Here is a 21969-nt window from a genome sequence, read left to right as displayed (position 1 = left end):
TGCTTTCATTTGGTGAGCATCAGGTGGAACCCTCCTCCGTGGAGGGCTCGACGTGACATATGCGGCCGCGGCGGGTTGGCTCGGGGCGGAAGCAAAGCCCGTGTTGCCCGGCCTACAGTCTCAGCCCGATGTAGGCTCGAAGTGCCCGGCGCAGGCGTGAGCTCAGTCCCAGCGCTGGCGATAGGAGAACGTCGGCAGGCGCCAGCCGCGCCAGACGGCGCACAGGCGCAGTGTGAGTCCGGCGGAGAAACTGATGGCCGTGTTCAGGTCGTCCGCGACACCGTATTCGCGCAGCAGCAGGAACAGCAGGCAGACCGCAAGAGACACGACGGCATAGAGCTCTTGGCGGAACACGACCGGGACCTGGTTGCACAGGACGTCGCGCAGCACCCCGCCGAAGATGCCGGTGATCATGCCCGCCATGATGACGACGGGTGGTGCGTAGCTCATCTGCAGGGCCACGTCGCTCCCGATCAACGAGAACGCCACCAGGCCCATGGCATCGAGCACGAGGAAGATGCGCTTGAGGTGATGCAAATACCTGGCCACCAACGTCGTCAGCAGGCCAGCGGAGATGACCAGGTACACATGGGCGGGATGCTGGGTCCATCCGACCGGAAAGTGCCCGAGGATGACATCCCGCAGCGTGCCCCCACCGAGTGCCGTGACGAAGGCGATGACGGTGACGCCGAAGAAATCCATGCTGCGGCGGCCGGCGGCGAGAGCGCCCGCCATGGCTTCGGCGGCGATGGCGACAAGGTAGACGATGGTCAACATCAGGACTCCAGAGTGGACGCAGGACGCGCGTCACGCCGACGTGCACCTGCTGCGCCTCTCCCCCTGTCCTTGAACCTGAGAGTTTCAGCTGCGCCTGCAGCCTGCCCCTTCGGTGGGCCGTGACGGCCACTCTCCAGTCGGCGAAAACGTGCGACTGCGGTCCTTTTGCCTGAGCGATGATGGGAGTTTGCGCCTTCGGCGGGGGTTTGCGGCCCCGCTCTCCCGCAGTGCGCGACCATGTTACTTCAGCGGCAGCCTTGCCGTCTGACGGCCTGCTGAGGCGACCTCGACGGGCCACGGAGGGCGAGGCCAACGTAAAGGTTCGGCATTGGACATGGGCGCGGGAAAGGCCCAAATGAAAACGCCCAACCGAGAGGGGTTGGGCGTCGCGCATTTTTGGGCGCACAGGAGAGCGACCTCTTGAACACCGCCTAGTCGTGCGGCGCGTGACCGATGGCCAGGTACCTGCCGATGTCGTGCTCGAAGGCGGCAATCGTGTGCTCCGAGATGGGGACGTGCAAGAGCACGGTTCGCGCCACTTCGGCATGCACCACGAAGCGCTCCAGCACTTCATGGCGCGCATCGTCCGGCAGTGCGTGCAGCACCGCTGTCATCAGCGCATCGAGCGCGATGAGCGAACCCTTGAGCTCGCAGATCCGCTCGGTGGTCTCTTGCAAGTCCTTCATCGGTTCCGCCGAGGGACGCAGCAGGAGTGCAGGTGCGTCAGATCGTGCGGATGCGCGACGCCTGCGGACCCTTCTGCCCCTGCGTCACTTCGAACTCGACGCGTTGGTTTTCGGTCAGCGTCTTGAAGCCGTTGCCCTGAATTTCCTTGAAGTGCGCGAAGAGATCCTTGCCGCCATTGTCGGGGGCAATGAAGCCGAAGCCCTTGCCTTCGTTGAACCATTTCACAGTACCGGTTTCGGTGGCCATATCGTCATTCCTTGATGGATTCGTTAAAAAGATGCCCCAGCTTTCGCCGGTGCAGGTCAGCAGCTTCCTGACTTGGAAGCCGAGTGATTGAAATGCTTGCGAACCGCTGACCATCAGCGACGCGGTTGTCGAGAAGAAGGCGCCAAACCTCGGCGCTCGAGGTGGCGGAAAGTGATGCGCCCCTTCGTCAGATCGTAGGGGGACAGTTCCAGGGAGACGCTGTCGCCGGCCAGGATGCGGATGTGATGCTTGCGCATCTTTCCGCCGGTGTAGGCGATGAGCTTGTGCCCGTTCTCCAGCGTCACCCGAAAGCGGGAGTCCGGCAGGATCTCGTTCACGACGCCGTGCATCTCGATCAGTTCTTCTTTGGCCACGGTGTTCACTCCTGGTTCGTGGATGGGGGACGGGCGGTGCGAGACAGGGCCTGACAAGGGCCTGCTCACATGGCAGGGGCTGTGCGAGGGCGGCGCTCGGGCACCAACAAGTCACTGCCGGCGTGACCCGCGAGGGTCGACGAGGGTGTCTCGGGTTTACGCTCGGTCTCTGCGGCTCGAAGGCGGTTTGCAACCGCTCGGTTCGGCACACGGGAAAGTTCGCGCCAGCATGGCACTTCCGCGTGTGTGCCGTGCTCCCGACGTTGCCTCTCGTTTTGGGGAAGAGAGGGCGGGAAAGAATCAAATTGGGCCGAAAACAGTCCGAAAACGCAGACCGGCGGCACCGACAGGATAAGGGCCCGAAAGCACCCGCCAGCGCGGGAAAAGGCCCAAGAAAATGCCCAACCGAGAACGGTTGGGCGCTGAATCTGGTCACGCAGTGTAGCACTGGTTCGAACGTCCTGCTCGGTTCGCGAAGAAATCGAACACGTGCATGTCTTTGACGCGAGGCGTGCGTCCCTGCGGCAGGGGCAGTCCAGGCGCCGGCGACCACCTTGACTCACTTCGTTCGCGCGGCCTGCCGCCACAACACGGCTGGCAAGCCTCCGCACAGCATCAAGACGGTGCTGGGCTCCGGGACAGGAGGTCGAGGCAAGTTTGCTAGGGCTTTGCGTGCGCCGACGCGGCGGGCAGCAGATGAATGGGCGCTGGAAGCCCCGGCCTACAACCGGTAGGTCTCGCCGTCAGCCGGCACCAGCACGCGCTGCGGGTCCATCCCCTTCTCGGCGATGAAGTCACGCAGTTCCTGGCGCGTTTGCATGCCGTGGTTGACCGCCTCCATGTGGGTGCCGATCACTGTGGCCCGCGGGGCGGCCTGATAGGCACGCGACAAGTCTTCCTTGCCCATGATGATCGCGCCTTCCAGCCCCTCGATCCTCGCATAGCCGGTGTTCAGGATGATCACGTCCGGCATGTACTGCTTGAGCGCGTCTTCGACCTGTTGGTTCCACACGGTGTCGCCCGCCACATAGACCGTCTTGCGGCCAGGACGCTGGAAGACGACACCCGAGACAGACCCGAGCAGTTTGCCGGCGACGACCATGGTCTTGTCATCGCCATGCTGACCACCGGTCTTGCTCAGGCGTGTGCCGTTGAACATCGTGTGCTCACCGAGCACGCGCACGTCCGTGAAGCCGTCCTGGCGGATGCTCGCCGCATCTTGCTCATCCTGCGCAAAGATCGGCACCCCTTTCGGCAGGCGCTGCCTGGCCACGTCGTCCCAGTGATCCAGATGGGTGTGGGTGACGATGACGGCGTCGGCCTTCATCACCTCTTCGAGGGGCAGCGGCAGTTCGACCAGCGGGTTGCGCAGGTGGCTGTTGCAGGTGCCTGCGAACCCCGGGTAAGCGCCCTTTTCAGCCAACAACGGGTCGATCAGGTAGGTCGCGCCAGCGTAGGTCACCTTGAGCGTGGCGTTGCGGATCTGCTGGACCTGCACCGTCTGGTCGGTCGTGGACGTCTCGGCCTTGTGAGTGCCGGCACCCAGTGCGTCAGCCGCGAGGGGCGTGTGGAAGAGGTCAGAAGGATTCATGTCTGTCTCAGTGTTCGAGGTGGATGAAGGCGCGCGACGGCCGTCGAGGGCGTGTCAGGATTTTCTGGAGGACGAACGCCGCGGGCCATCGGCCCAAAGGACGACTGTCGATAGAATCGGGCCAATTTCGTCACCCCCTCCCGAGTTCGCCCATGCAAGCCATACGTGTCGCCGTCGTCGCCTTCGAGGGGGTCAGCCTGTTCCACCTCTCGGTTCCCGCGCTGGTGCTCGGCGTCGAACCCGCTCCGGCGGGTCTTCCGCGCTATGAGGTGAGGTACTGCTCTCCACGACCTGGCCCGGTGCGCTGCTCGCAAGGCATGGTGATCGACGTGCCGGAAGGTCTGGGCCCGATGTTCGACGCCGAGCTGGTGATCGTGCCGGCCTGGAGCCATCCGGCCAACCGCGCCCCGGCGGAGTTGATCGACGCGCTGCGCAAGGCGCACGAACGGGGTGCGCAAGTGGTGGGGCTGTGCCTGGGCGCCTTCGTGCTCGGCGACGCCGGCCTGCTGGATGGCCGGCGGGCGACGACACATTGGGCCTGCCGCGACCTCTTTGCGAAGCGCTTTCCAAAGGCCGACTTCCGCCCCGATGTGCTTTATGTCGACGACGGCGGTGTCACCACCTCGGCCGGAACCGTGGCCGCAATCGACTGCTGCTTGAATCTGGTGCGCCAGCGGCACGGCGCTGACGTCGCCAACCGCGTCGCCCGGCTGTTGGTGACGCCGCCCCATCGGCAGGGCGGACAGGCGCAGTTCATCGAGCAGCCGGTGCCGGAACTGCCCAGCGAGAACCGCTTGCCCGGCGTGCTGGAATGGGCGCGTGCGCGCCTGGGCGAACCGCTATCGCTCGACGTGTTGGCCGACGTCGCCCACATGAGCCGACGCACGTTCACCCGGCGCTTCCGGGAGGCCACCGGCACGACCGTGGTGAAGTGGTTGACCGGCGAGCGGGTCGCGCGGGCGCAGCAACTCCTCGAGACCACCGACCTGCCCATCGAGCAGATCGCAACGTCGGTGGGCTTTGCAACGTCGTTGTCGCTGCGTCAGCACTTCGCGGCGCAGTTGGGCACGTCGCCGTCGTCGTATCGGCGCGCGTTCTTCCACGCGCGGCGCAGCGGTGAGTCGATGCCAGCGGCTGCGGCTCACAATGCTTGAAGCAAGGCCTGGGCGGTCTTCTCACCGCCCGTCCTCCCCGCTATCAAGCGACACCGTCATCCTTTGGTTTGCCAGTCCTCGAGGGCACGAAGGATGAGCGGGTGACCGCCGCCCCAGCCCCCGGCCCCGTGCGGCGCCTGTCCCGGGTCGTTCCACGCGCGGCAGACGTGACCCGCCTGGCTCTTCAAGGATCGCTCTTTCGACAGCCCATAGAAAACGCCGCCTTGCACCGATAGGTCTCAAGGCGGCGTGTCGAAGGTCAGGCGACTGCCGGTCGGGCAGCCCCCGGGTCCAGCCTGCTCAGCGGCGCAGCATCACCGGCTCCAGCCCGAGGGTGATCCGGCGCGAGGCGGGCAGTGCAGACGAGGTGTTCTGCAGCGTCGCCGCCGTCGACACCGTCCAGGCGTCCGGCAGTTGCACCTGCTGGCCTTCCACCGTCGACCACAGCACATACTGGTACTCGGTGCCACGCTGCAGCTTGAACACATAGACCTGGCCGTTCAACGCATACGCGTCCAGCAGTCGGGCCCCGCGCATCCAGCTCACCATCGTCGAGTAAGACGTCGACGCTTCGGTCGGCGTGCGGAAGTCGTCTTCCACCATGCGCGCCAGCGCGTCACCGCTTTCCCAGATGTGGTAGTTGAAGTTGCTCACCCCCTTGGCCCACATGATCATCAGCGCACGCGCCGTCGACGAGCGCACTTGCTGCTGCGTCGGCACGAAGGTGGCGCAGGTGGTGGTCAGCGCATCGCAACCCGGCGCACCTTCCGTGTTCCACAGCGGCTTGTTGCCCACGCCGTAGTTGTTCATCATCTGGCGCACGTTGCCGATCATCGGGGCCAGCTTCTCGGGCGAGGTGCTGAAGTACCAGTGGTAGCCGATGTTGTCGACGTGGGCACCGCCGCCGGCGGCCAGGAAGTTGTTCAAAAAGCCCATGCCCTGGCCGCTCGTGACACCGGGCGACACCAGCACGTTGGTCGGGTCGACCGCCTTCACTTCCTCGTGGGCGATACGCGCCATCTCGACCATCTGCTGCATCGTGCCGTTGTAGTGCGGCTGGTAGTCCGGCTCGTTCCACAGCTCGAAGTACTTGATCTTGCCCGCGTAGCGGCGTGCCACCTCGCGCACATAGTTGCGCCAGTCGTTCATGTTGGCCGGAGCACCCGCCGCGCCGTAGCCGTACAGGCCCTTCTCGGAGGGGGTGCTGGAGGCCCACGCCGGCGTCTGGCCCAGCGTGTACAGGATGGCCGCGTTCGGGTCGTTGCGCTTGACGAAGTCGACGTACATGTCCAGGCGCTTGCCGCCGCCGCTGCCGCTCGCCCACGACCACACGCCGCGGCTCGGCTCCAGGTCACGCCAGGTGGTGCCGGTGTTCCACAGCCGCACCACGTGGTGGCCCACTTGCGGGTAGTTCTGGTGGCGGCCCAGCTTGTTCACGTGCATGCCGAACAGCGTGTCGGGGATCGGCGCGGTGCTGAACGGGGCCAGGTCGTTGAACTCCAGCTGTTCGATAGTGACGTCGTCGATCCACAGGTTCGCGCCGGGGGTGCCCGAGGCGATGCGCAGCGTGCCGGTGGTGGTGCCGGGGTAGGTGCCGGTGATCTCGACCTTTTGCCAGGTCGAGTTGGCCTGGACGGTCTTGGTGCCGAAGGCGTCCCAGGGCGGCGCGTCGCGGCGCATCTGCACCGTCACGCTGGTGGGCACGTCGGTGCGCACCCACAGGGTCGAGCGGTAGGTCTTGCCGCGGGCGAAGGCATACGGGTAGGTCAGGTGGGCGTCGCCATTGGTCTTGCTGGTCATCCGAAAGCGCTGCGAGGCGCCGCTGCGGACGTAGCCGGCCCGGGTTTCGCGGCCGGCGTCGGCGGTGGCCACCGGCGAGCCCCACAGGTTCAGCTTCCAGCCGGGGGCGGTGTAGGAGTAGGCGTCGTTCATCGAGGACGTCACCAGCCGGGTGCTCTGCACCGAGCTGCCGCCCTGGGCCGGCAGGCTGAGCACGCTGCTCGAGACGGCCATCGCGGTGGCGCGTTCGCCGGCTTCGGGGGTCTCGGCCGACAGCTCCTCGGTCGACACGCCGGTGTCGGGGGCCTCGGACACGAGCGCCGGCAGATCGGCCGTCGCGCTTTGTTCGGTGTTTTCAGCACCCTCACCACCACCACCACCACCGCCGCAGGCGGTCAACAGGGCAGCACAGACAGCGGTAAGAACGGGGAGCCAACCTTGCTTGAGAGCAGACATGATCTTGATTTCCTGAGCAGCGTTTTCGACGGTGTTTCCGAAGGTGCCGCTCGGCCCGCCGGTCAACGACCGGACAGGCAGAGCAGGCGGGAACAGCGGGGGAACGCGTTTCAGGCAATGGCATCGAGCGGTGTCGATGCGACGCAATGTCAGGACTGCCTCTACCCCGCAAAGCGAGCGGTGACAGACTGGCGTCTGTGCGTCGGATGCTCGTTGCGACAGGAAGAATTTTGGGCGCGATCGGGTTTGGGCAACATCAGCGCAGCTTGGTGCGGGCTGTCACTGCGGCGGGCCGCCGTGTAAGGGTTTTTTGGACGCACGGGGGGCGGGCGGCTGGCACGCCGCTCGAGGTTGAGCACGTGGCCAGGCTCTGTTGCTCGGCAGGGCTCGACGCGCGGCCTGCAGCCGCCAAGAATTCCCGGAACTTGCGCACAGACGAGGCGCCGGGCGGCGGGGTGCAACGACAAGCGCTTGCGTCAGGAGCAGGCTGATCGACGGCACCGGCGATGCAGTGCGCGCGTCTCATGAGAGCGACGTACGTCGCGGTTCGGACGCGTGCAGCCGGGTGAGAACGTCCCTGAGCACCGAGCTACGCGCTCGGCCTCATCAAGCGCAGCAACACCTCGCCCAGTTCATCGAGTGAAAGCGGCTTGTTGAGGTGAGCGTTGAACCCGGCGGCGACCGACTTGTTCTTGTCCTCGGTTGAAACGAAGCCGCTCACGGCGATCGCCGCCACGCCCTTTCCGTTGGGCATTTGTCTCAACTGCTCGACCAGCTCCAGCCCGCTCATGCCCGGCATGCCGATATCCGAGATCAACAAGTCGAAGTCCGCTCGCTTTATCTCTTCCAGCGCCGCCGGAGCACTCGCCGCCGAGGCCACCAAAGCTCCTTCCGACTCCAACAGGTCCACCAAGGTCTCCAAGGTGGCTCTGTCGTCATCGACGAGCAAGACGCGCTGGTCCTGCAGGATGCGCACCGGAGACACGTCATACCGTGCATCGCCGATGTTGCCGCCTTCGAACAGGGGAAGGGTCACGGTGAAGGTCGCGCCCTGGTTCTTCCCCTTGGAGCGGGCCTCCACGCTGCCGCCCTGCAATTCGGTCAGGCTCTTCACCAAGGCCAGGCCGATGCCGAGGCCACCATCGCTGCGCGTGGAGGCCCTGGCGACACATTGCTCGAACATGTCGAAAACGATTCCGAGATGCTGCGGTTCAATGCCCCGGCCGGTGTCCTGCACCTCGAGTACGGCCATACCGGACTCTCGGGTCAGACCGACCATCACCGCGCCGCCGTCCGGTGTGAACTTCATGGCATTGCTCATCAAGTTCCAGACGATCTGCTCCACCCGCACCACATCGGCGTAGACCGTCAGGTCCTCTGCGTTGACGGTCAGGGTGATCCGTTTCAAATCGGCCTCTCCGCGCAGCGCATCGACGATTCTCTCGATGATGGGGCGCCATTGAACGGCAGTGCGGTTCAGCGCCATCTTGCCGGTGTGCAGTCGCGACAAGTCGAGCAGGTCGTCGATGATTTGAGATTGGCCCTGCACGGTTCTGCGTATCGTGTCGACCGAGCGTGCCAGCCTCGGATCTGAACGCACGGTCGGCGCACGGCCCAGCAACTCCGAACTCATCAAGATGAGATTGAGCGGGTTCTTCAGTTCGTGCGACATGACCGCCAGAAACTCGCTGCGCGCCGCACTCGCGGCTTCAAGCTGTCGGCGGATTTGCTTCTCGGCCTGCAGCAGCTCTTCGCGCTGCTTCTCGAGCAACTGGCGCTCGGTCAAATCGCGGGCGATCTTGGCAAAGCCTTCGACCTCACCCTCGAGCAATGGCGTGGTGATGCCACTGCAATAGAAGCGGCTGCCGTCCTTGCGCAGATGCCAGCGTTCGTCCGCGGCCCGTCCGCTCTGCTTGGCCTCGCGAAGCTCCCGCTCCGGCTGCCCCGCAGCCCGGTCCTCCGGGACAAACAGCAAGCCGAAGTAGACGCCGAGAACCTCGTTCGTCTGGTAGCCGAACATCAGTTCGGCCCCCTTGTTCCACCCGGTGATGTGGCCGGACGCATCGAGTGTGACAACCGCGTAGTCTCTGGTACTCTCCGCGACCAGTCGCAGCCGTTCATCGCGTGCACGCAATTGCTCCTGCGCCATGCGCCGGACCGTGACGTCGATGAAGTTGAGGACGGCACCGTCGATACGGTCATCCTCGGTGCGGTAGGGCGAGATCCGCATCATGTACCAGCGGCCGTCCGTCGCGGCCAGCTCTCGCTCCACTGGTTGCAAGGTGGTCAACATGCGCTGAACGTCATCAGCGAGCGTGTCGTGCGACAGGCGATGGGTGAGATCTTGCAGCGAGCGCCCGACGTCGGCGGTGCGGATGTTGAAGACGCTGGTCGCCAGGGGCGTGAACCCCCTGATGCGCATCATCCGGTCGACAAACACCGTGGCGATGTTCATCGAAGTGATCAGGTTGCTCAAGTCATCGTTGACCTTGGCCGTCTCCTCGATTTTGCTCTTGAGCTCGAAGTTCACGGTCGTGAGCTCCTCGTTCACCGACTGCAGTTCCTCCTTGCTCGTCTCCAACTCCTCCGTCGCCGAGCGCAGTTCCTCGTTGATCGACTGCAGCTCCTCATTGGAAGCCCGAAGCGCTTCTCCAGACGCTGTCGAGTCGTCCCGGGAGCCATCCAACTGCTCCTGCAACCGTCTGACTTCGCGTTCCAGCACGGCCACGGCCGGGTCCGTACCGTCGGGGTCAGTGGCATTTGCCACACTCAGGCTCACGTCGGCCTCATCGAACAGCACGAGCAACTGGCCGCTCTTGATGCCTATGCCGGCGCCCAGGGCGGTCATCTGCACCACGATAGGCCCGTGGTCTGCGTCGATGGTCACGGGCTTGGCGGCCACTCGTTTGCCAGCGCTGGAAGCGAGCAGCAAGGCAGGCATGAGAGCCGACGCCAGCTGGGGCAGCACGACTTGCTGCAGGTTTTGCGAAGGCAGCCCCTCGACGTGCCGAAGGTAGCGCGATGCCCCTTGGCTGGTGTGCAAAATGTTGTGGTGAGCATCGACCACCAGGCTGGCCTGCCCGCGCTCCTCGAGCATGCGCTGGTGCAAGTGCGCCAGTGGGGGTGATGCATAGGTCGCCGTGTCGATCGCGGGGGGCAACGGAAAACGCGGCGGCGACAGGGTGCCACGCACGGAGCGGACCGCTTTGGCTCGATAGATCCGGTGCTTCTTGTCGACCGCCGTGAAGCGGTCGGACAAAAAATCAGCCGACTCCGCACTCCCCAGAAAAAGCAGCCCGCCCGGATTGAGCGCGAAATGGAAGGCCTCCAGCACTTGCACCTGAACCTCACGCTCGAGGTAGATCAGCAGGTTGCGGCAGCTGATGACGTCCACCCGCGAGAAAGGAGGATCGCGCACGACGTTGTGGCTCGCGAACAGGATCTGCTCGCGCAGCCCCTTTCTGATCCGGTAGGCCCCTGTCTCTTTCTCGAAGTACTGGCTCAGGCGGGTGGGTGCCACATCGGCAACGATCGCCTCGGGGTACACACCGGCCCGGGCCACCGTCAAGGCGCGGTCGTCGATGTCGGTCGCGAACACCTGGATCGACGTGCGGGGTCCGGTGGTGGGCGCCTGATCGTTCAGGAGCATGGCGAGCGAGTACGCCTCTTCGCCGGTGGCGCAGCCGACGACCCAGGCACGCACTTGCCGGGGAGAGGGGTGGCGCTCGAAGACGGTGGCGGCCAGTTCCCGCTCCAGGGCCTCGAAGGCGTCGTGGTCACGGAAGAAGGACGTGACGCTGATGAGCATGTCCTGCAACAGGTGCCCGGCCTCTTGCGGATGGACTTCCAGGTAGTCCCGGTACGCCCGGAGATTGTGTTGACGGGTGACCTGCAAACGGCGCTCGATCCGACGCAGCACGGTGCCGCGCTTGTAGTGTCGGAAGTCATTGCTCGTGCGCGCAGAGAGGATGGCCATCACTTCCTGCAAGGCCACCTCGGCGGCGGCCGCGGCGGTGGCACCGGTCGGCTCGGACGCCCTGATCTCCAGGGCCTCGGCATCCGGTAGTTCGATCTTCTTGGCGTTTTCCCAAAGCTCGACCAGCTTGGCGGCGATCTCGGGCGCGCTCAGAATGAAGTCGATACGCCCCGCGGCAATCGCGGCCTCCGGCATGCCGGGATACTCCGCGTCTCGCGGAGCCTGGGCGATCGCCACACCGCCCTGCACTTTGATGTCCCCCAACCCGACGGCCCCGTCGGAGCCGGTGCCGGACAACACGACCGCCACCGCACGTTCCCTGTGTGCGTTGGCCAGCGTTCGAAAGAAGAGGTCGATGGCGACCGGCCTGCCACGGGGCCGATCCAGGACATTCGAGACGAGATGCCCATCGTCCATGGAAAGATGGAGCCCCGGCGCGATGACGTAGACGTGGTTGGCCTGGATCGCGATCGTCTCGGTGACCTGGATCACCGGCATGGAAGTCGTCCGTTGGAGTATCCCGGCGGCGTGGCTCTCGTGCTCGGCCGAGAGATGCAGAATCACGACAAACGCCATGCCGGAGTTCTCGGGCATGTGCTCGAACAACTGCACCGCGGCGGCCATCCCGCCGGCAGATGCGCCAATACCGACGACCGGGAAAGAGAGCGCAGATGTACGCGTCACGCGCACATCTTCCTGCATGGTCTCTTCTGGGTAGGATGACTGCGTCACTTGAACTTCCTGCGGGCGGCAAAGCTGAAAGGAAGCCAAGCCAAAGAATGTGCGCTTGACCTTCTCTTGCCCTCGGCAATCGAGCGAGCCGCCGTTTTGATTATGCGCCGCTCTACACGGCGGTGCTTCAGGACCGAACGGCTCCTGGTCGCATGGAACGCGACGCTTCAGGCAGTCCATTCGGTCGCCTCGATCGCGCTCGACAATGAGCAAGCAATGCACGTTCCCTGCCGCGCTCGGTTTGCAACCATCCTGTCCCACACACGCCCAAGTCCTTGTCGGGAAAGGACTTCTTCTTGCTCCGACCCAAAAGCTCCCTCTAATCTGTTTGCAGGAGTTGGTTATCTGACGAAGGGTAGGAGTCCGCCGCGCGGCTGCCACTCGCAAGCGACCACGGCTGAGCTGCCGTTCGGTCTCGTATTCGGCAACTCGCGCAAGCAGGCTTGCAACAAGGCGAGCAAGCCGACCTTGGTCAAGGAGCACAAGCTCAACGATTCCCGGGACGCCGATACCCAGAAGAAGATGATCGAGTGGGGAGGCGACGACACGAACCGCCTCATCGCCGTGCACCTGCCGATCCGCTTCGTGGCAGCCGACGGCTGAAGCCGGGTTCATCATGCACATTACGCGGATCGACAACGATCTCGCGCAGCATGTCCTCCGCTACGGCGCAAACCTGTCGCCCGAGATCAACATGACCGCCCCTTCGCACCATGCCCATCACACCGTTCCACTTTGGCCCCGGCGCACTGCTGCAATCAGTCGCACCCCGTCACGTCAGCTTTCTGTCGTTCTGCGCCGCGAACGTGCTCATCGACCTTGAGTCGCTCTACAACCTGGTCTATCGCCAGCATCCCGTACACGCCTTCTTCCACACCTACCTGGGAGCCACGCTGGTGATTGCAGCCACGGGCCTCCTGTTTCTAGCGTGCCAATGGTTCGCGCGCAGGTTCTGGCTCCCCAACTTGCTTGGTTGGCGCAGTCTCATGCACAAGCAGGTGCTTGTGGGGGCGGCCCTCGGCGCCTACACACACGCGGCGCTGGACAGCGTCATGCACCAGGACATTCAGCCGCTGTGGCCGTTCAGTACAAGCAATGCGCTGTTAGGCGTCATCTCGCTCGGGGTTCTGCACACAGCCTGTCTTGCGCTGGGTCTGCTCGGCCTGCTGATCGTCGCAACGCGTTGGTTTGTGGCCGGCGAAGAGAAGGTGGGCTGACCCTTCCCTAACCACCGCAAGACGAAATGCTACGCAGTGCCCAACCCACCTGAGAGGCGCCGTCCATGAACAACACCGTGTCGAACCACCCCGAATCCACCGCGGACCGCGAGTTCGTCCATTCGCGGCTCATCGACGCGCCGCAGGAGCGCGTCTTCCAGACATTTGCCGAACCGGCCCACCTCGCTCGGTGGTGGGGCCCGAACGGCTTTTCGAACACGTTCGAGGTTTTCGAGTTTCGTCCAGGCGGAACTTGGCGCTTCGTGATGCATGGGCCGGACGGCACGGACTACCCGAACGAGAGCGTGTTCAGAGAGGTGGTCGCTCCAGAGCGCGTCGTCTTCGAACACCTCTCCGAAGGGCACCACTTCGTCATGACCATCGAGTTCATCGCACAGGGTGATCAGACCTTGGTCGGTTGGCGCCAAGTTTTCGATACTGCGGAACATCGAGATCGGATCGCCAAGTTCGTCCTCGAGGCGAACGAGCAGAATCTCAGCCGCCTTGCGGCCGAGGTCCGCCGTGTGGTCTAGCCCAGGGACGACGCTTGACCCTCTCATGCCGAACGTTAGGCGGCGAGGTCACCAGGAGGCCGCTCTGTAAACGGTCCCCGAAAGACTGTCACGAACGGTCACTCTCAGCTTGCCTCTGGCGCCGACGCGCAAGCACCTCGCCCAAGGATACGTCTGCCGATTTGCGCCACTGCCGAGGCTTTGTCGAGCGAACCTGAACCTCCACCGCGGCCAGCTCTTCATGGGTTTGCACGCCACGCGACTGTGCGAGCAAATGATCTTGTGCGTGCCGTTCCGATCGATTCGCGCGCGCCTTGGCGAGGGGGACCCCCTTACGGGAAGCCTTGCTATTTTCACCAAAGCTGTTGCGGCGATCTTTCGCGTAGCTGAGTCGCTTCTTCTGCTGCGGAGTTTTCATGGTGTCATCGAATGAAAGCGACTTCCCGGCATGCGAGCCCCCCGAGTCGCTTCACCGCGCAATAAAGTACTTTTGCGGATCGGCCAGCGCACCCGGTCTCCAGTGGACCCGGTTCTGGACCTCCATGTCGACGACTTGGACGCGCCCCAGCCAGCGTTCGAGTCGTTCGGTCGAGGTACTCAAGATCTGCATGAAAGTCTCGCCCATCTTCAAAGTGCTGACCACCTCGACGGTCGCGCTCTTGCCATTGGCGGCCAGATCGATACGGCGCACCTGCTGCTCATACTCGATCGTCAGCATCCCGCCAGCCTTGTCGCCGACGTCTTCGAAAAAGAGCTGTTGCTGCCGCAGCAGTTCGCAGGCCTGTTCTTTGTCGACGGTCGCGGTTTCCGTGATGCCCGACATGCGGGTCTGCACGCGAGCTTGCAGTTTCGAGCCGAGCAGACGGCATAGTGCCTCCGGGTCCCGGCTCAACACGGCGTGACGCTGCGCTTCGTAGTGAGCGAGCACTGCGCGCTCGTCCAACTTGGCGCTCACCACAAAGGCATACCAGGCAACGCCGAGCAGCGTCGCCAACAAGACCACCAAGCGCATCTCCGACCCCTCGCGTGCTGTTGGGCTGTATGACGCGGCGCAGTCTAGCGTGGCCGCCGCGAGGCGTCGCTCAAATCGTGCTCATTTGTCTGCCTGCAACCGCAAAGTTCAGGCCGACATCGGCTCGGCCGTCACGTCTGTCCGACCGCCGATTCTCCATCCCCCCGACCGGCGTATAGGCCCGGGGGAGCGACGCTGGATGGCGCCCAGGCCAGCCTGATACCTCGCGAACATCTCCAGGTCCAAGGCCGCCTCACGTTGGTCTGCGTTGAGGTGGCGGCCCGCACGCGCCAGGACTAAGGTGTAGGGAGCCTAGAAACTCGAGCCCGCATACCACGGCGCCGTTCGCGCCTCCTGTTTCCCGGCGTTGAACGAAGTTCAGCCCCGATGCGCCCGCGACTGAGCTGTTGCATGCCGAGGAACGATGTGACGACCGATCATGACCGGCTGCAAGCGGTCTGGGAGACCGACTCCAGGGGAGAGAATTGCTATGGAAGCCCCTCCTGGTGTCAGTACATCGGCGAGGAAGCCGGCAGTCCTTGCGGGGCCGACGCGCTTCGCTGCTTCCACCCCGAAGATCGGGACGACCTGCAGCAGCAATGGCAGAAGAGCCTGGCGACCCAAGGCCTGCACCGGTTCGACGTCAGGGTGCGCGTGCGCCGACATGACGGCGAGTACCGCTGGTGCCGGATGGAGGGCGCGCCCGTCAAGAGTACCAACGGTCGCGTCGTCAAATGGGTCGGCACCTGCACCGAGATTCAGGAAGAGGGGTCGTGGCAGCCGCAAGCTGCAAACAGCGGCGAGGGCAACGACGGCTTTGAAGGCCGACGCGCGCTGAGCCGGGCGCCGGGCAGTCGCCGCAATGCGGGTCCGCGCGCCCGCCGCCGGGTCTGCCTCGGCTCGCTGGAGCGGCGCTTGTTTCTCGTCGTGTTCGTCGGACTGCTGCCCTTGGCCCTGCTGTCCTTCGCCATCCTGCTCCACGACGCCTTGACCCAAAGGCGAGATCTCCTGGAAGCGGTCTCCGACACGGCCCGGGCGCTGGCTTCGGCGGTGGACTCCCAACTGATGACCTCGATCGCCTCGCTCGACGCGCTGGCCGCGAGCCCGCGCCTGGCGGCGAGGGACTACGCCGGCCTTCACGAGGAGGCGAAAACGTTGCTGGCACGGCGGCCGCACTGGGCCAACCTCGTGTTGATCGATCCCTCGGTGCACCACTTGATGAATGCACGATGGCCGCTCGGGCGGGAGTTTCCTCCGGTGGTGGAGCCGGCGTCGTTGGCGGAGACGCTGCGCACCGGGCAAGCGCGCATCGGCGTCGTGGTCTTCAACCCGGTCATCGGCGCGCATGCATTCGCCGTGCGTGTCCCGGTCCAGCAACGCGGCGAGGTCGCGTTGGTGTTGACGGCCATCGTCCGGCCCGACGCGATGCTCGACGTCCTCAAGCAGCAGCAGATCCCCGAACCGAGTGTCGTCGTCATCCTTGATCAACAAGACCGCATCGTCGCCCGATCTCGGGATCACGGTCATTGGGTCGGCAAGCCCGCGTCACCCGACTTGCTTCGCTTGCTGCAAGAAGGGGAAGAGGTCGGCATGACGCCGACGAGGACGCTGGACGGCCTGCAGGTCTACACCGCGTTCTACCGGTCCGCGGTCACCGGCTGGGCCGCGGCGGTCGGCATCCCCCGCGATGCAATCGATGGCGCCGTCATTCGGTCCTACGCTGCCCTGGGGGCATCGATCACCGTATCGATGGTGCTCGGGCTGCTCGCGGCGGTAGGGGTGGGTCGCTCGATCACTGGCCCCATGCGAGCGCTGGAGCAGATGGCACGGGCGCTGGGCCAAGGAGCACGGCCTCAGGCTCCGCGGACGGCGCTGCCGGAGATCCGGCAGGTGGCGGTGGCCATGGAGGCCGCGCATGCAGAACGCGAGACGCTGCTGCAACGCGAGCGCGAGGCGCGTATGCACGCCGAGAGGGTCAGCAAAGCGAAGGACGAGTTCCTGGCCATGCTGGGGCATGAGTTGCGCAATCCACTGGCGGCGATATCGACCGCCGTGGAACTGCTAGAACGCAGCGATCCGGTCCGGCAGAACGAGACGGCGAACGAAACCAGGGCCATCATTCGACGCCAGGTCGCCCACCTGGCGCGGCTCACCGAGGACTTGCTGGACGCAAGCCGCGTGACGATGGGCAAGATCATGCTGGACCTCGCGCCGCTTGACCTGGCCGAAGTCGTTCGCAGCACCGTCGCCACCTTCCGCGCCACGGGTCGACTCGGCGAGCGTCACCAGCTCACGCTGTCGCTGACCTCTGTCGAGGTGGAGGCAGACGGCACCCGCCTCGATCAGGTCGTCAGCAATCTCCTCAGCAACGCCATCAAGTACACCCCACCGCCCGGCACGATCTCGATTTGCGTGCGACCGGAAGGCCCTCACGCGGTACTGAGCGTTCGCGACAGTGGGCTGGGGATCGAGGCGGACTTGCTGCCCCGGGTGTTCGATGTTTTCGTCCAGGGACGCCGTTCTCTGGACCGCGCCCAGGGCGGCTTGGGCATCGGACTCACCCTGGTGCGAGGCATCGTGCAGTTGCATGGAGGATTTGTCGAAGCGACAAGCGAGGGCCCGGGCAAAGGCAGCGAATTTGTCGTGCGCCTGCCGGCCGTCGACCGTTTGCACCTTGCAAGACCGGACACCACCTTCCGCGTCGAGGCCCGCCAAGGGCGCCGGATCGTGCTCGTGGAAGACCATGACGACGTCCGGATCGCCCTGCGCACCCGGCTGGCAATGGAAGGCCACGAAGTGCATGAGGCGTGTGACGGCCCCTCAGGCATAGAGACGATCCTGCGCGTGCGGCCGGAGGTGGCGCTCATCGACATCGGTTTGCCCATGCTGGACGGCTACCAGGTCGCACAAGCCGTCAGGGAACAATTGCACCCCGGCCAGGTGCGCCTGATCGCGATCACCGGATACGGCACCTCCCCCGCGGTAGAACGCGGCATGCGCGCCGGTTTCGACGCCTATCTCATCAAACCGCTCAGCCCCGATGAGGTGAACCGGTTGATTGCGGAACCGTTGCCCGGGGAGCACTTCTAGTCGTCTTCCGTACGGAACCTTACCAGGACTTCTTGGCCGCATAGAAACGGGGCCTGCGGTCCCGGCGAACGGACGCTGTGGAAGGCCGAATCGCCCCCCTCGTGCCTTGGGCTGGCGCCCCAACCCTCGGTGTCATCGTTGCCCGAGCCAGATGCTGCCCACGACGAGCAGGCCGCCGGCGATTTGCAGCCCGGTGAGGGTCTGGTCCAGGAACCACCAGCCCAGTAGCACCGCCGTTACGGGGCTGAGCAAGAGCAGGGGCGAGACCACCGATGGGTCCAGGCGGACGACGCCGCGCAACCACAGGACATAGGTCAGCGCCATTCCCACCAGGCCGAGCCATGCCAGTGCCAGCAGGTGGCTGATGGTCGGGACGGGCATCGCGGGCTCGAGAATGTAGACCACCGGAACCAGAAGAAGCCCGCCAGCGGTCAGTTGCCACGCAGTGAAGGTGAGCAAGGACACTGGCGGCTGCCACTTGCGGCTCAGCACGGTGCCGCAGGCCATCGAGCCAGCGGCCGCAAGCCCTGCGACGATGCCGACCGGATCAAGCCGTGCCCCGGCGGTCAGTACGAGCAGCGCCACACCTGCGGCTCCCAACAGAGCGGCCACAACGGCGGCACCCCGGACCGGGCTCGCAAGGACGAAGTAGGCCAAGAAAACCACCAGAAGCGGCTGTACGGCTGCCACCGTCGCGGCAACCCCGCCGGGAAGCCGGTAGGCCGAAATGAACAGCATGCTCAGGAAGATCGAGACGTTCAGCGCGCCGAGCGTGAAAGTGCGCAGCCACCAGATGCCCGCCGGCAGTTGTCGCACGATCAAGAGCAAGAGCAGCCCTGCCGGCAGTGCACGAAGCATGGCAACAGCCATGGGCGGGAAACCCGGCAAGAAGTCGGTGGTGACGATATAGGTGCTGCCCCAAATGATCGGTGCGACAGCGGTCACGAGCAGGTCGGAAGTACTCGTTTTCATGCGAATTCCAGCACCTCTGCGAGCGGTCGCCGGGGCTTCTGCGGCCAGTTGCCAGGGCCCGGGCGGCCGACCGCGACAAGCATGACCGGCACCTGGTTGCGCCCCAGTCCGAACTCGCGCGCCACACCTTGGGCATCGAAGCCACTCATCGGGCCGGAAGCCCAGCCCATCGCTTCGGCAGCGAAGATCAGCGTCGCGGCGGCGAGCGTGGCCGATCGCACGGCTTCGTCGCGCGCCGTCCGGGGATCGGCATACTGCGCGCGAGCCCCTTCCTGCCAGCCCGAGGCCGTCGCCGCCGGCATGAAGCCGGCTTCAATAAAAGCGGACAGTCGCCCCGGGATGTCCGCGTGATCAGGAAGGACGCCGCACATGATGAAGGTGACAGCGGCTTGGGACACCTTCGCCTGGCCATACGCAAGGCGCCGCAACCGCGTCTTCGCCTCGGGTGCCCGTACCGCAATGAAGCGCCAGTTCTGAAGGTTGTAGGCCGTCGGCGCACGCGTGGCGAGGCGCACCAGTGTCTCGATTTCGGCGTCCGTCAACGCATGGCCTGCGTCGAACTGATGGACTGACACGCGCCGTTCAATCAGCGCAAGGGTGGGATGGTTCATGTGGCTCGCAGAGTTTGAAGACGTCCGCGTAGCCTAGAAAATTTATCCGGAGTTGATAACTCGCAGGTTGCGAAAGAAATAGTTCACTGCGAGAGAATAGTGCGATGGATCGCTATACCGCCCTCCAGGTGTTTCGCCATGTCGCTCAGCTGAAGAGCTTTGCCGAAGCCGGACGGCGACTCGGCCTGTCGCCCGCCGCCGTCAGCAAGAACATTGCGGAGTTGGAGGCGCACGTCGGCGCGCGGTTGATCCACCGGACGACACGTCGAATGGCCTTGACCGAAGAGGGAACGATTTATCTGGAGCACGTGGCGCGCGCCCTGGACACGCTGGCCGAGGCAGACCAAGCATTGGGCCCGATCAGAACGAGCCCGAGCGGAACCTTGCGTGTCAGTGCGCCCACGACCGTCACGCTCACCAGGCTCTCGACGCAGATTCCGCGCTTCTTGTCGCGCTACCCCGAGCTGACCTTGGATCTCCATCTCGACGACAGGCGAGTGGACCTGATTCGCGAGGGGTTCGACCTGGCCATCCGCGGCCAGGACAACCTGGAGGACTCGAGCATGATCGCCAGAAAGCTGGCCGTCATGCCGCATGTGCTCTGTGCGGCACCGTCCTACTTTGAAACACACGGAAGGCCGCTGACGCCTTCCGACTTGCGGACCCACAACTGCATTCGGTTCACGCTCTCAGGACATGCGGACCAATGGGAGTTCCGCAAGGACGGGCGTGCCGAACGGGTGGTCATCGACGCCCGCTACTCGGTCACATCGAGCCTTGCGGTGCGCGACGCGCTGCGCGAAGGCTTCGGGCTGAGCTTGATCCCCTTCCCCTACGTCGAAACCGACTTGCGGCAAGGACGGCTGCAATCCGCACTGGATGACTGGGCCGCGGTGGAAACCACGCTCTACGCCGTCTATCCGTCTCGCCAGCACCTCGCTCCAAAGATCCGCGTTTTTCTCGATTTCCTTGTAGAAGCGTTCGCTGGCTCTTGACGACGAGCGCAACGAAGCGGCACATGCGCTCCTGCCTGCTTGACCACACGCTCACCCCGTGTAGCGCCCGAAACTCGGTATGCGTTCGTGCCGTTGCGCCGCTGGTCATGTTCCGTTGGGCGGGAGTGCCGGCTGCAGCATGACCCTAAGCACCCGCGCGATGAATGGCGCAGAGCTTGTTTCCATCGGGGTCTCGGACGTACGCGAGATAGTAGCCGGGCCCCAAAGAGGTTTCACGCATACCGGGCGGGTCCTCAATAGAGGTGCCGCCGTGTGCCACGGCAGCGTCGTGGAACGCACGTACGACCTCGGGCGATGCACATTTGAATCCGACAGTGCTCCCGTTGGCGCATGTCGCCGGCTCATTATTGATCGGTTGACTGACGCAGAACGTGCTTCCATTGTGGCGATAGAACAGCCGAACGTGTCCAGACGCTGCAATGTTGCGAAACGGCTCGCCGGCGCCAAGCACTTGGAGAACGGCATCGTAGAACCGCTTTGCGCGCTCGATGTCGTTCGTCCCAACCATGACGTGGTTCAGCATGTCTTTTCCTTGAATGGCAGAACAGAGCGGGCGTCCCGGTCCGCAAACATGGGCCTTGGGACGATTCCGGGTGTATGCGCTTCTCCATTTTGGCGCAACTGCTGGCTCACGGAGTTGAACTCCGGTCGACCACGTCGTCCGACTTTGAAGGCATTGGACGGTTCACCGACACCGAGTCCAGCGCGTTTCTGGTCGCCCCAGTCGTACTCTGTTCCGCTCGATGAGGTGCTTGCCCTCAGCGTATGCCGCGTCGCCGCGGCCCACCAAGCGGGGCCTACTCGCTGCCAAGGCTAGCTTCGGAATACCGGCAACAGATCCACGGTGTCCGAGAGGTTCACCAGACGTCTGAGATGCGGCGCATCCTTCCACTCGCCGCCGTTGTGGGCCTTCACCTTTTCCTCGATCGTCTGCCTCTTACATTGAGGGCAACCCAGCAACGACGTGTCGATGTGAACGGCGCCCTTTGTGGCCTTGGGGAGGGTGGCATCAGAGCGTATGAGAGCGGCAAAGTCCGGCCCCTCGACAGGCAGCGTGAACAGGCGCTCGTAGTAGCCATTGGCGGCCTCTGCGTCGGCGAACTTCTTGGTTCTTTTCGCCAGACGCCGCAGGTACTTGTCGCAGGGCGCGCAGACAGGTTTGTTGCGCAGGAATGCATAGATGAAGAACCCGCCCACGAGAAAACCTGCGAACTGGAGAGCGGCGATCCAGTAGCCGAAAGTGCCGACCTCACCCGTATCCGCTTGCGCATGCCCCACCCGATAGTGGGCCTTGGTCAGGATCACATCCAGGTAATCGCGAAAAGAAACGAGATCGGCAATCTTGCGACCGTCGTCGAGCACCGAGGTGGCATAGCCTAGCCAGTAGATGAGCCATTGCGTGACGCCGGCGATGACCACCATCTGGAGCAGCAAGGCCAAAGTGGGTCTCTTATGGAAATAGAGGGCGCCGAAGTAATAGCCCGACGCAGCGACAAGGCCGGTCATCAAGGCTCCGACCGGGACCACGAGCCACACAAAGAAAGTGAAGATGTCGATGCTGGTCATGCGGGCAATCGCGACATCCGCCACTGCCACCAGGAGTGAGGTCACCAGCCCGCAGAGCGCGATGCTGAGGTTTTCGAATAGGCGTCTCATCTCAAATCTCTCCTTCGTTCTTGGTTTTCTCTGGGCATCACCCGGTCGGTCTTGTTGAACTTGTGCAGCCGCACATTGAAGAACCTCCTGCCGATGCCAGGAGCCTCGATG

At 64.3% G+C, this 21969-nt stretch carries 20 protein-coding genes and 2 riboswitches; of the genes, 6 read left to right on the top strand and 14 right to left on the bottom strand.

Going from position 1 to position 21969, the window contains the following annotated elements; genetic code table 11:
- Positions 1-162: 162 nt before the first annotated feature.
- The 6 genes from AAW51_RS02335 to AAW51_RS02315 form a co-directional block, all read right to left on the bottom strand.
- Positions 163-777 carry a trimeric intracellular cation channel family protein gene (locus tag AAW51_RS02335; protein ID WP_047193330.1) on the bottom strand — a complete coding sequence of 205 codons (615 nt, stop codon included), beginning with the start codon at positions 775-777 and terminating at the stop codon, positions 163-165.
- A gap of 53 nt (positions 778-830) precedes the next feature.
- Positions 831-924, bottom strand: a riboswitch (glycine riboswitch).
- Positions 925-1012, bottom strand: a riboswitch (glycine riboswitch).
- Positions 1013-1208: 196 nt separating this feature from the next.
- Positions 1209-1463, bottom strand: coding sequence for a hypothetical protein (locus AAW51_RS02330; RefSeq protein WP_047193329.1), 255 nt, complete (start codon positions 1461-1463; stop codon positions 1209-1211).
- 37 nt (positions 1464-1500) lie between these two features.
- On the bottom strand, positions 1501-1710 hold the full coding sequence (cspE, locus tag AAW51_RS02325; protein WP_047193328.1) for a transcription antiterminator/RNA stability regulator CspE: 210 nt from the start codon (positions 1708-1710) through the stop codon (positions 1501-1503).
- Between the two features lie 113 nt (positions 1711-1823).
- Positions 1824-2084, bottom strand: coding sequence for a translation initiation factor IF-1 (gene infA, locus AAW51_RS02320; RefSeq protein ID WP_047197302.1), 261 nt, complete (start codon positions 2082-2084; stop codon positions 1824-1826).
- 559 nt (positions 2085-2643) lie between these two features.
- Positions 2644-2703: a hypothetical protein gene (locus AAW51_RS31300; RefSeq protein ID WP_417903613.1), complete on the bottom strand. Its 60-nt coding sequence runs from the start codon at positions 2701-2703 to the stop codon at positions 2644-2646.
- A gap of 102 nt (positions 2704-2805) precedes the next feature.
- The gene (locus AAW51_RS02315) at positions 2806-3675 is read right to left on the bottom strand and encodes an MBL fold metallo-hydrolase (protein ID WP_047193327.1); all 870 of its coding nucleotides are present in this window, start codon (positions 3673-3675) and stop codon (positions 2806-2808) included.
- A 152-nt stretch (positions 3676-3827) separates the two neighbouring features.
- Here AAW51_RS02315 and AAW51_RS02310 point away from each other — a divergent pair, with 152 nt between their 5' ends.
- A complete protein-coding gene (locus AAW51_RS02310; RefSeq protein WP_047193326.1) occupies positions 3828-4829 on the top strand; it encodes a GlxA family transcriptional regulator in 1002 nt (333 codons plus the stop codon).
- 300 nt (positions 4830-5129) lie between these two features.
- Here AAW51_RS02310 and AAW51_RS31150 read toward each other — a convergent pair whose 3' ends face one another.
- Positions 5130-7064: a glycosyl hydrolase gene (locus tag AAW51_RS31150; protein ID WP_047193325.1), complete on the bottom strand. Its 1935-nt coding sequence runs from the start codon at positions 7062-7064 to the stop codon at positions 5130-5132.
- 589 nt (positions 7065-7653) lie between these two features.
- A complete protein-coding gene (locus AAW51_RS02300) occupies positions 7654-11742 on the bottom strand; it encodes a CheR family methyltransferase (protein ID WP_047197301.1) in 4089 nt (1362 codons plus the stop codon).
- A 30-nt stretch (positions 11743-11772) separates the two neighbouring features.
- Between AAW51_RS02300 and AAW51_RS29680 the strand changes: the two genes are divergently transcribed.
- The 3 genes from AAW51_RS29680 to AAW51_RS02290 all read left to right on the top strand — a co-directional run bounded on the left by AAW51_RS29680 (position 11773) and on the right by AAW51_RS02290 (position 13522).
- A complete protein-coding gene (locus AAW51_RS29680; RefSeq protein WP_157359581.1) occupies positions 11773-12375 on the top strand; it encodes a hypothetical protein in 603 nt (200 codons plus the stop codon).
- A 110-nt stretch (positions 12376-12485) separates the two neighbouring features.
- Positions 12486-12989 (top strand): hypothetical protein, encoded by a 504-nt coding sequence (locus tag AAW51_RS02295; RefSeq protein ID WP_047193324.1) that lies wholly within the window; start codon positions 12486-12488, stop codon positions 12987-12989.
- 65 nt (positions 12990-13054) lie between these two features.
- On the top strand, positions 13055-13522 hold the full coding sequence (locus AAW51_RS02290; RefSeq protein WP_053013267.1) for an SRPBCC family protein: 468 nt from the start codon (positions 13055-13057) through the stop codon (positions 13520-13522).
- An 88-nt stretch (positions 13523-13610) separates the two neighbouring features.
- On the opposite strand, the gene AAW51_RS29675 is transcribed toward AAW51_RS02290, so the two are convergent.
- Both AAW51_RS29675 and AAW51_RS02285 read right to left on the bottom strand, forming a co-directional pair.
- Positions 13611-13919: a hypothetical protein gene (locus tag AAW51_RS29675; protein WP_157359580.1), complete on the bottom strand. Its 309-nt coding sequence runs from the start codon at positions 13917-13919 to the stop codon at positions 13611-13613.
- A 51-nt stretch (positions 13920-13970) separates the two neighbouring features.
- Positions 13971-14495 carry a hypothetical protein gene (locus tag AAW51_RS02285; RefSeq protein ID WP_157359579.1) on the bottom strand — a complete coding sequence of 175 codons (525 nt, stop codon included), beginning with the start codon at positions 14493-14495 and terminating at the stop codon, positions 13971-13973.
- 429 nt (positions 14496-14924) lie between these two features.
- Between AAW51_RS02285 and AAW51_RS02280 the strand changes: the two genes are divergently transcribed.
- Positions 14925-17603, top strand: coding sequence for an ATP-binding protein (locus AAW51_RS02280; RefSeq protein ID WP_053013266.1), 2679 nt, complete (start codon positions 14925-14927; stop codon positions 17601-17603).
- Positions 17604-17735: 132 nt separating this feature from the next.
- Here the strand turns inward: AAW51_RS02280 and AAW51_RS02275 are convergent, their stop codons facing one another.
- Together AAW51_RS02275 and AAW51_RS02270 are read right to left on the bottom strand one after the other, a co-directional pair.
- Positions 17736-18575, bottom strand: coding sequence for an EamA family transporter (locus AAW51_RS02275; RefSeq protein WP_047193322.1), 840 nt, complete (start codon positions 18573-18575; stop codon positions 17736-17738).
- A complete protein-coding gene (locus tag AAW51_RS02270; RefSeq protein WP_047193321.1) occupies positions 18572-19186 on the bottom strand; it encodes a nitroreductase family protein in 615 nt (204 codons plus the stop codon). Before AAW51_RS02270 ends, AAW51_RS02275 begins: the two co-directional genes overlap by 4 nt.
- A gap of 104 nt (positions 19187-19290) precedes the next feature.
- Between AAW51_RS02270 and AAW51_RS02265 the strand changes: the two genes are divergently transcribed.
- Positions 19291-20181 carry a LysR family transcriptional regulator gene (locus AAW51_RS02265; RefSeq protein WP_047193320.1) on the top strand — a complete coding sequence of 297 codons (891 nt, stop codon included), beginning with the start codon at positions 19291-19293 and terminating at the stop codon, positions 20179-20181.
- A 145-nt stretch (positions 20182-20326) separates the two neighbouring features.
- Here the strand turns inward: AAW51_RS02265 and AAW51_RS28860 are convergent, their stop codons facing one another.
- Together AAW51_RS28860 and AAW51_RS02260 are read right to left on the bottom strand one after the other, a co-directional pair.
- The gene (locus AAW51_RS28860; RefSeq protein ID WP_083438012.1) at positions 20327-20725 is read right to left on the bottom strand and encodes a VOC family protein; all 399 of its coding nucleotides are present in this window, start codon (positions 20723-20725) and stop codon (positions 20327-20329) included.
- Positions 20726-21015: 290 nt separating this feature from the next.
- Entirely contained in the window at positions 21016-21858 is an 843-nt protein-coding gene (locus AAW51_RS02260) for a hypothetical protein (RefSeq protein WP_047193319.1), read from the bottom strand.
- Positions 21859-21969: the final 111 nt, after the last annotated feature.

Source organism: Caldimonas brevitalea, assembly GCF_001017435.1.
Classification (GTDB): Bacteria; Pseudomonadota; Gammaproteobacteria; order Burkholderiales; family Burkholderiaceae_C; genus Caldimonas; species Caldimonas brevitalea.
This window is presented reverse-complemented; position numbering and strand designations above follow the sequence as displayed.

What these genes read in the sequence shown, in the direction of transcription:
- AAW51_RS02335 (WP_047193330.1), bottom strand. Translation starts at nt 777, where the DNA reads ATGTTGACCATCGTCTACCTTGTCGCCATCGCCGCCGAAGCCATGGCG.
- AAW51_RS02330 (WP_047193329.1), bottom strand. Translation starts at nt 1,463, where the DNA reads ATGAAGGACTTGCAAGAGACCACCGAGCGGATCTGCGAGCTCAAGGGT.
- cspE (WP_047193328.1), bottom strand. Translation starts at nt 1,710, where the DNA reads ATGGCCACCGAAACCGGTACTGTGAAATGGTTCAACGAAGGCAAGGGC.
- AAW51_RS02315 (WP_047193327.1), bottom strand. Translation starts at nt 3,675, where the DNA reads ATGAATCCTTCTGACCTCTTCCACACGCCCCTCGCGGCTGACGCACTG.
- AAW51_RS02310 (WP_047193326.1), top strand. Translation starts at nt 3,828, where the DNA reads ATGCAAGCCATACGTGTCGCCGTCGTCGCCTTCGAGGGGGTCAGCCTG.
- AAW51_RS31150 (WP_047193325.1), bottom strand. Translation starts at nt 7,064, where the DNA reads ATGTCTGCTCTCAAGCAAGGTTGGCTCCCCGTTCTTACCGCTGTCTGT.
- AAW51_RS02300 (WP_047197301.1), bottom strand. Translation starts at nt 11,742, where the DNA reads ATGCAGGAAGATGTGCGCGTGACGCGTACATCTGCGCTCTCTTTCCCG.
- AAW51_RS02295 (WP_047193324.1), top strand. Translation starts at nt 12,486, where the DNA reads ATGCCCATCACACCGTTCCACTTTGGCCCCGGCGCACTGCTGCAATCA.
- AAW51_RS02290 (WP_053013267.1), top strand. Translation starts at nt 13,055, where the DNA reads ATGAACAACACCGTGTCGAACCACCCCGAATCCACCGCGGACCGCGAG.
- AAW51_RS29675 (WP_157359580.1), bottom strand. Translation starts at nt 13,919, where the DNA reads ATGAAAACTCCGCAGCAGAAGAAGCGACTCAGCTACGCGAAAGATCGC.
- AAW51_RS02280 (WP_053013266.1), top strand. Translation starts at nt 14,925, where the DNA reads ATGCCGAGGAACGATGTGACGACCGATCATGACCGGCTGCAAGCGGTC.
- AAW51_RS02275 (WP_047193322.1), bottom strand. Translation starts at nt 18,575, where the DNA reads ATGAAAACGAGTACTTCCGACCTGCTCGTGACCGCTGTCGCACCGATC.
- AAW51_RS02270 (WP_047193321.1), bottom strand. Translation starts at nt 19,186, where the DNA reads ATGAACCATCCCACCCTTGCGCTGATTGAACGGCGCGTGTCAGTCCAT.
- AAW51_RS02265 (WP_047193320.1), top strand. Translation starts at nt 19,291, where the DNA reads ATGGATCGCTATACCGCCCTCCAGGTGTTTCGCCATGTCGCTCAGCTG.
- AAW51_RS28860 (WP_083438012.1), bottom strand. Translation starts at nt 20,725, where the DNA reads ATGCTGAACCACGTCATGGTTGGGACGAACGACATCGAGCGCGCAAAG.
- AAW51_RS02260 (WP_047193319.1), bottom strand. Translation starts at nt 21,858, where the DNA reads ATGAGACGCCTATTCGAAAACCTCAGCATCGCGCTCTGCGGGCTGGTG.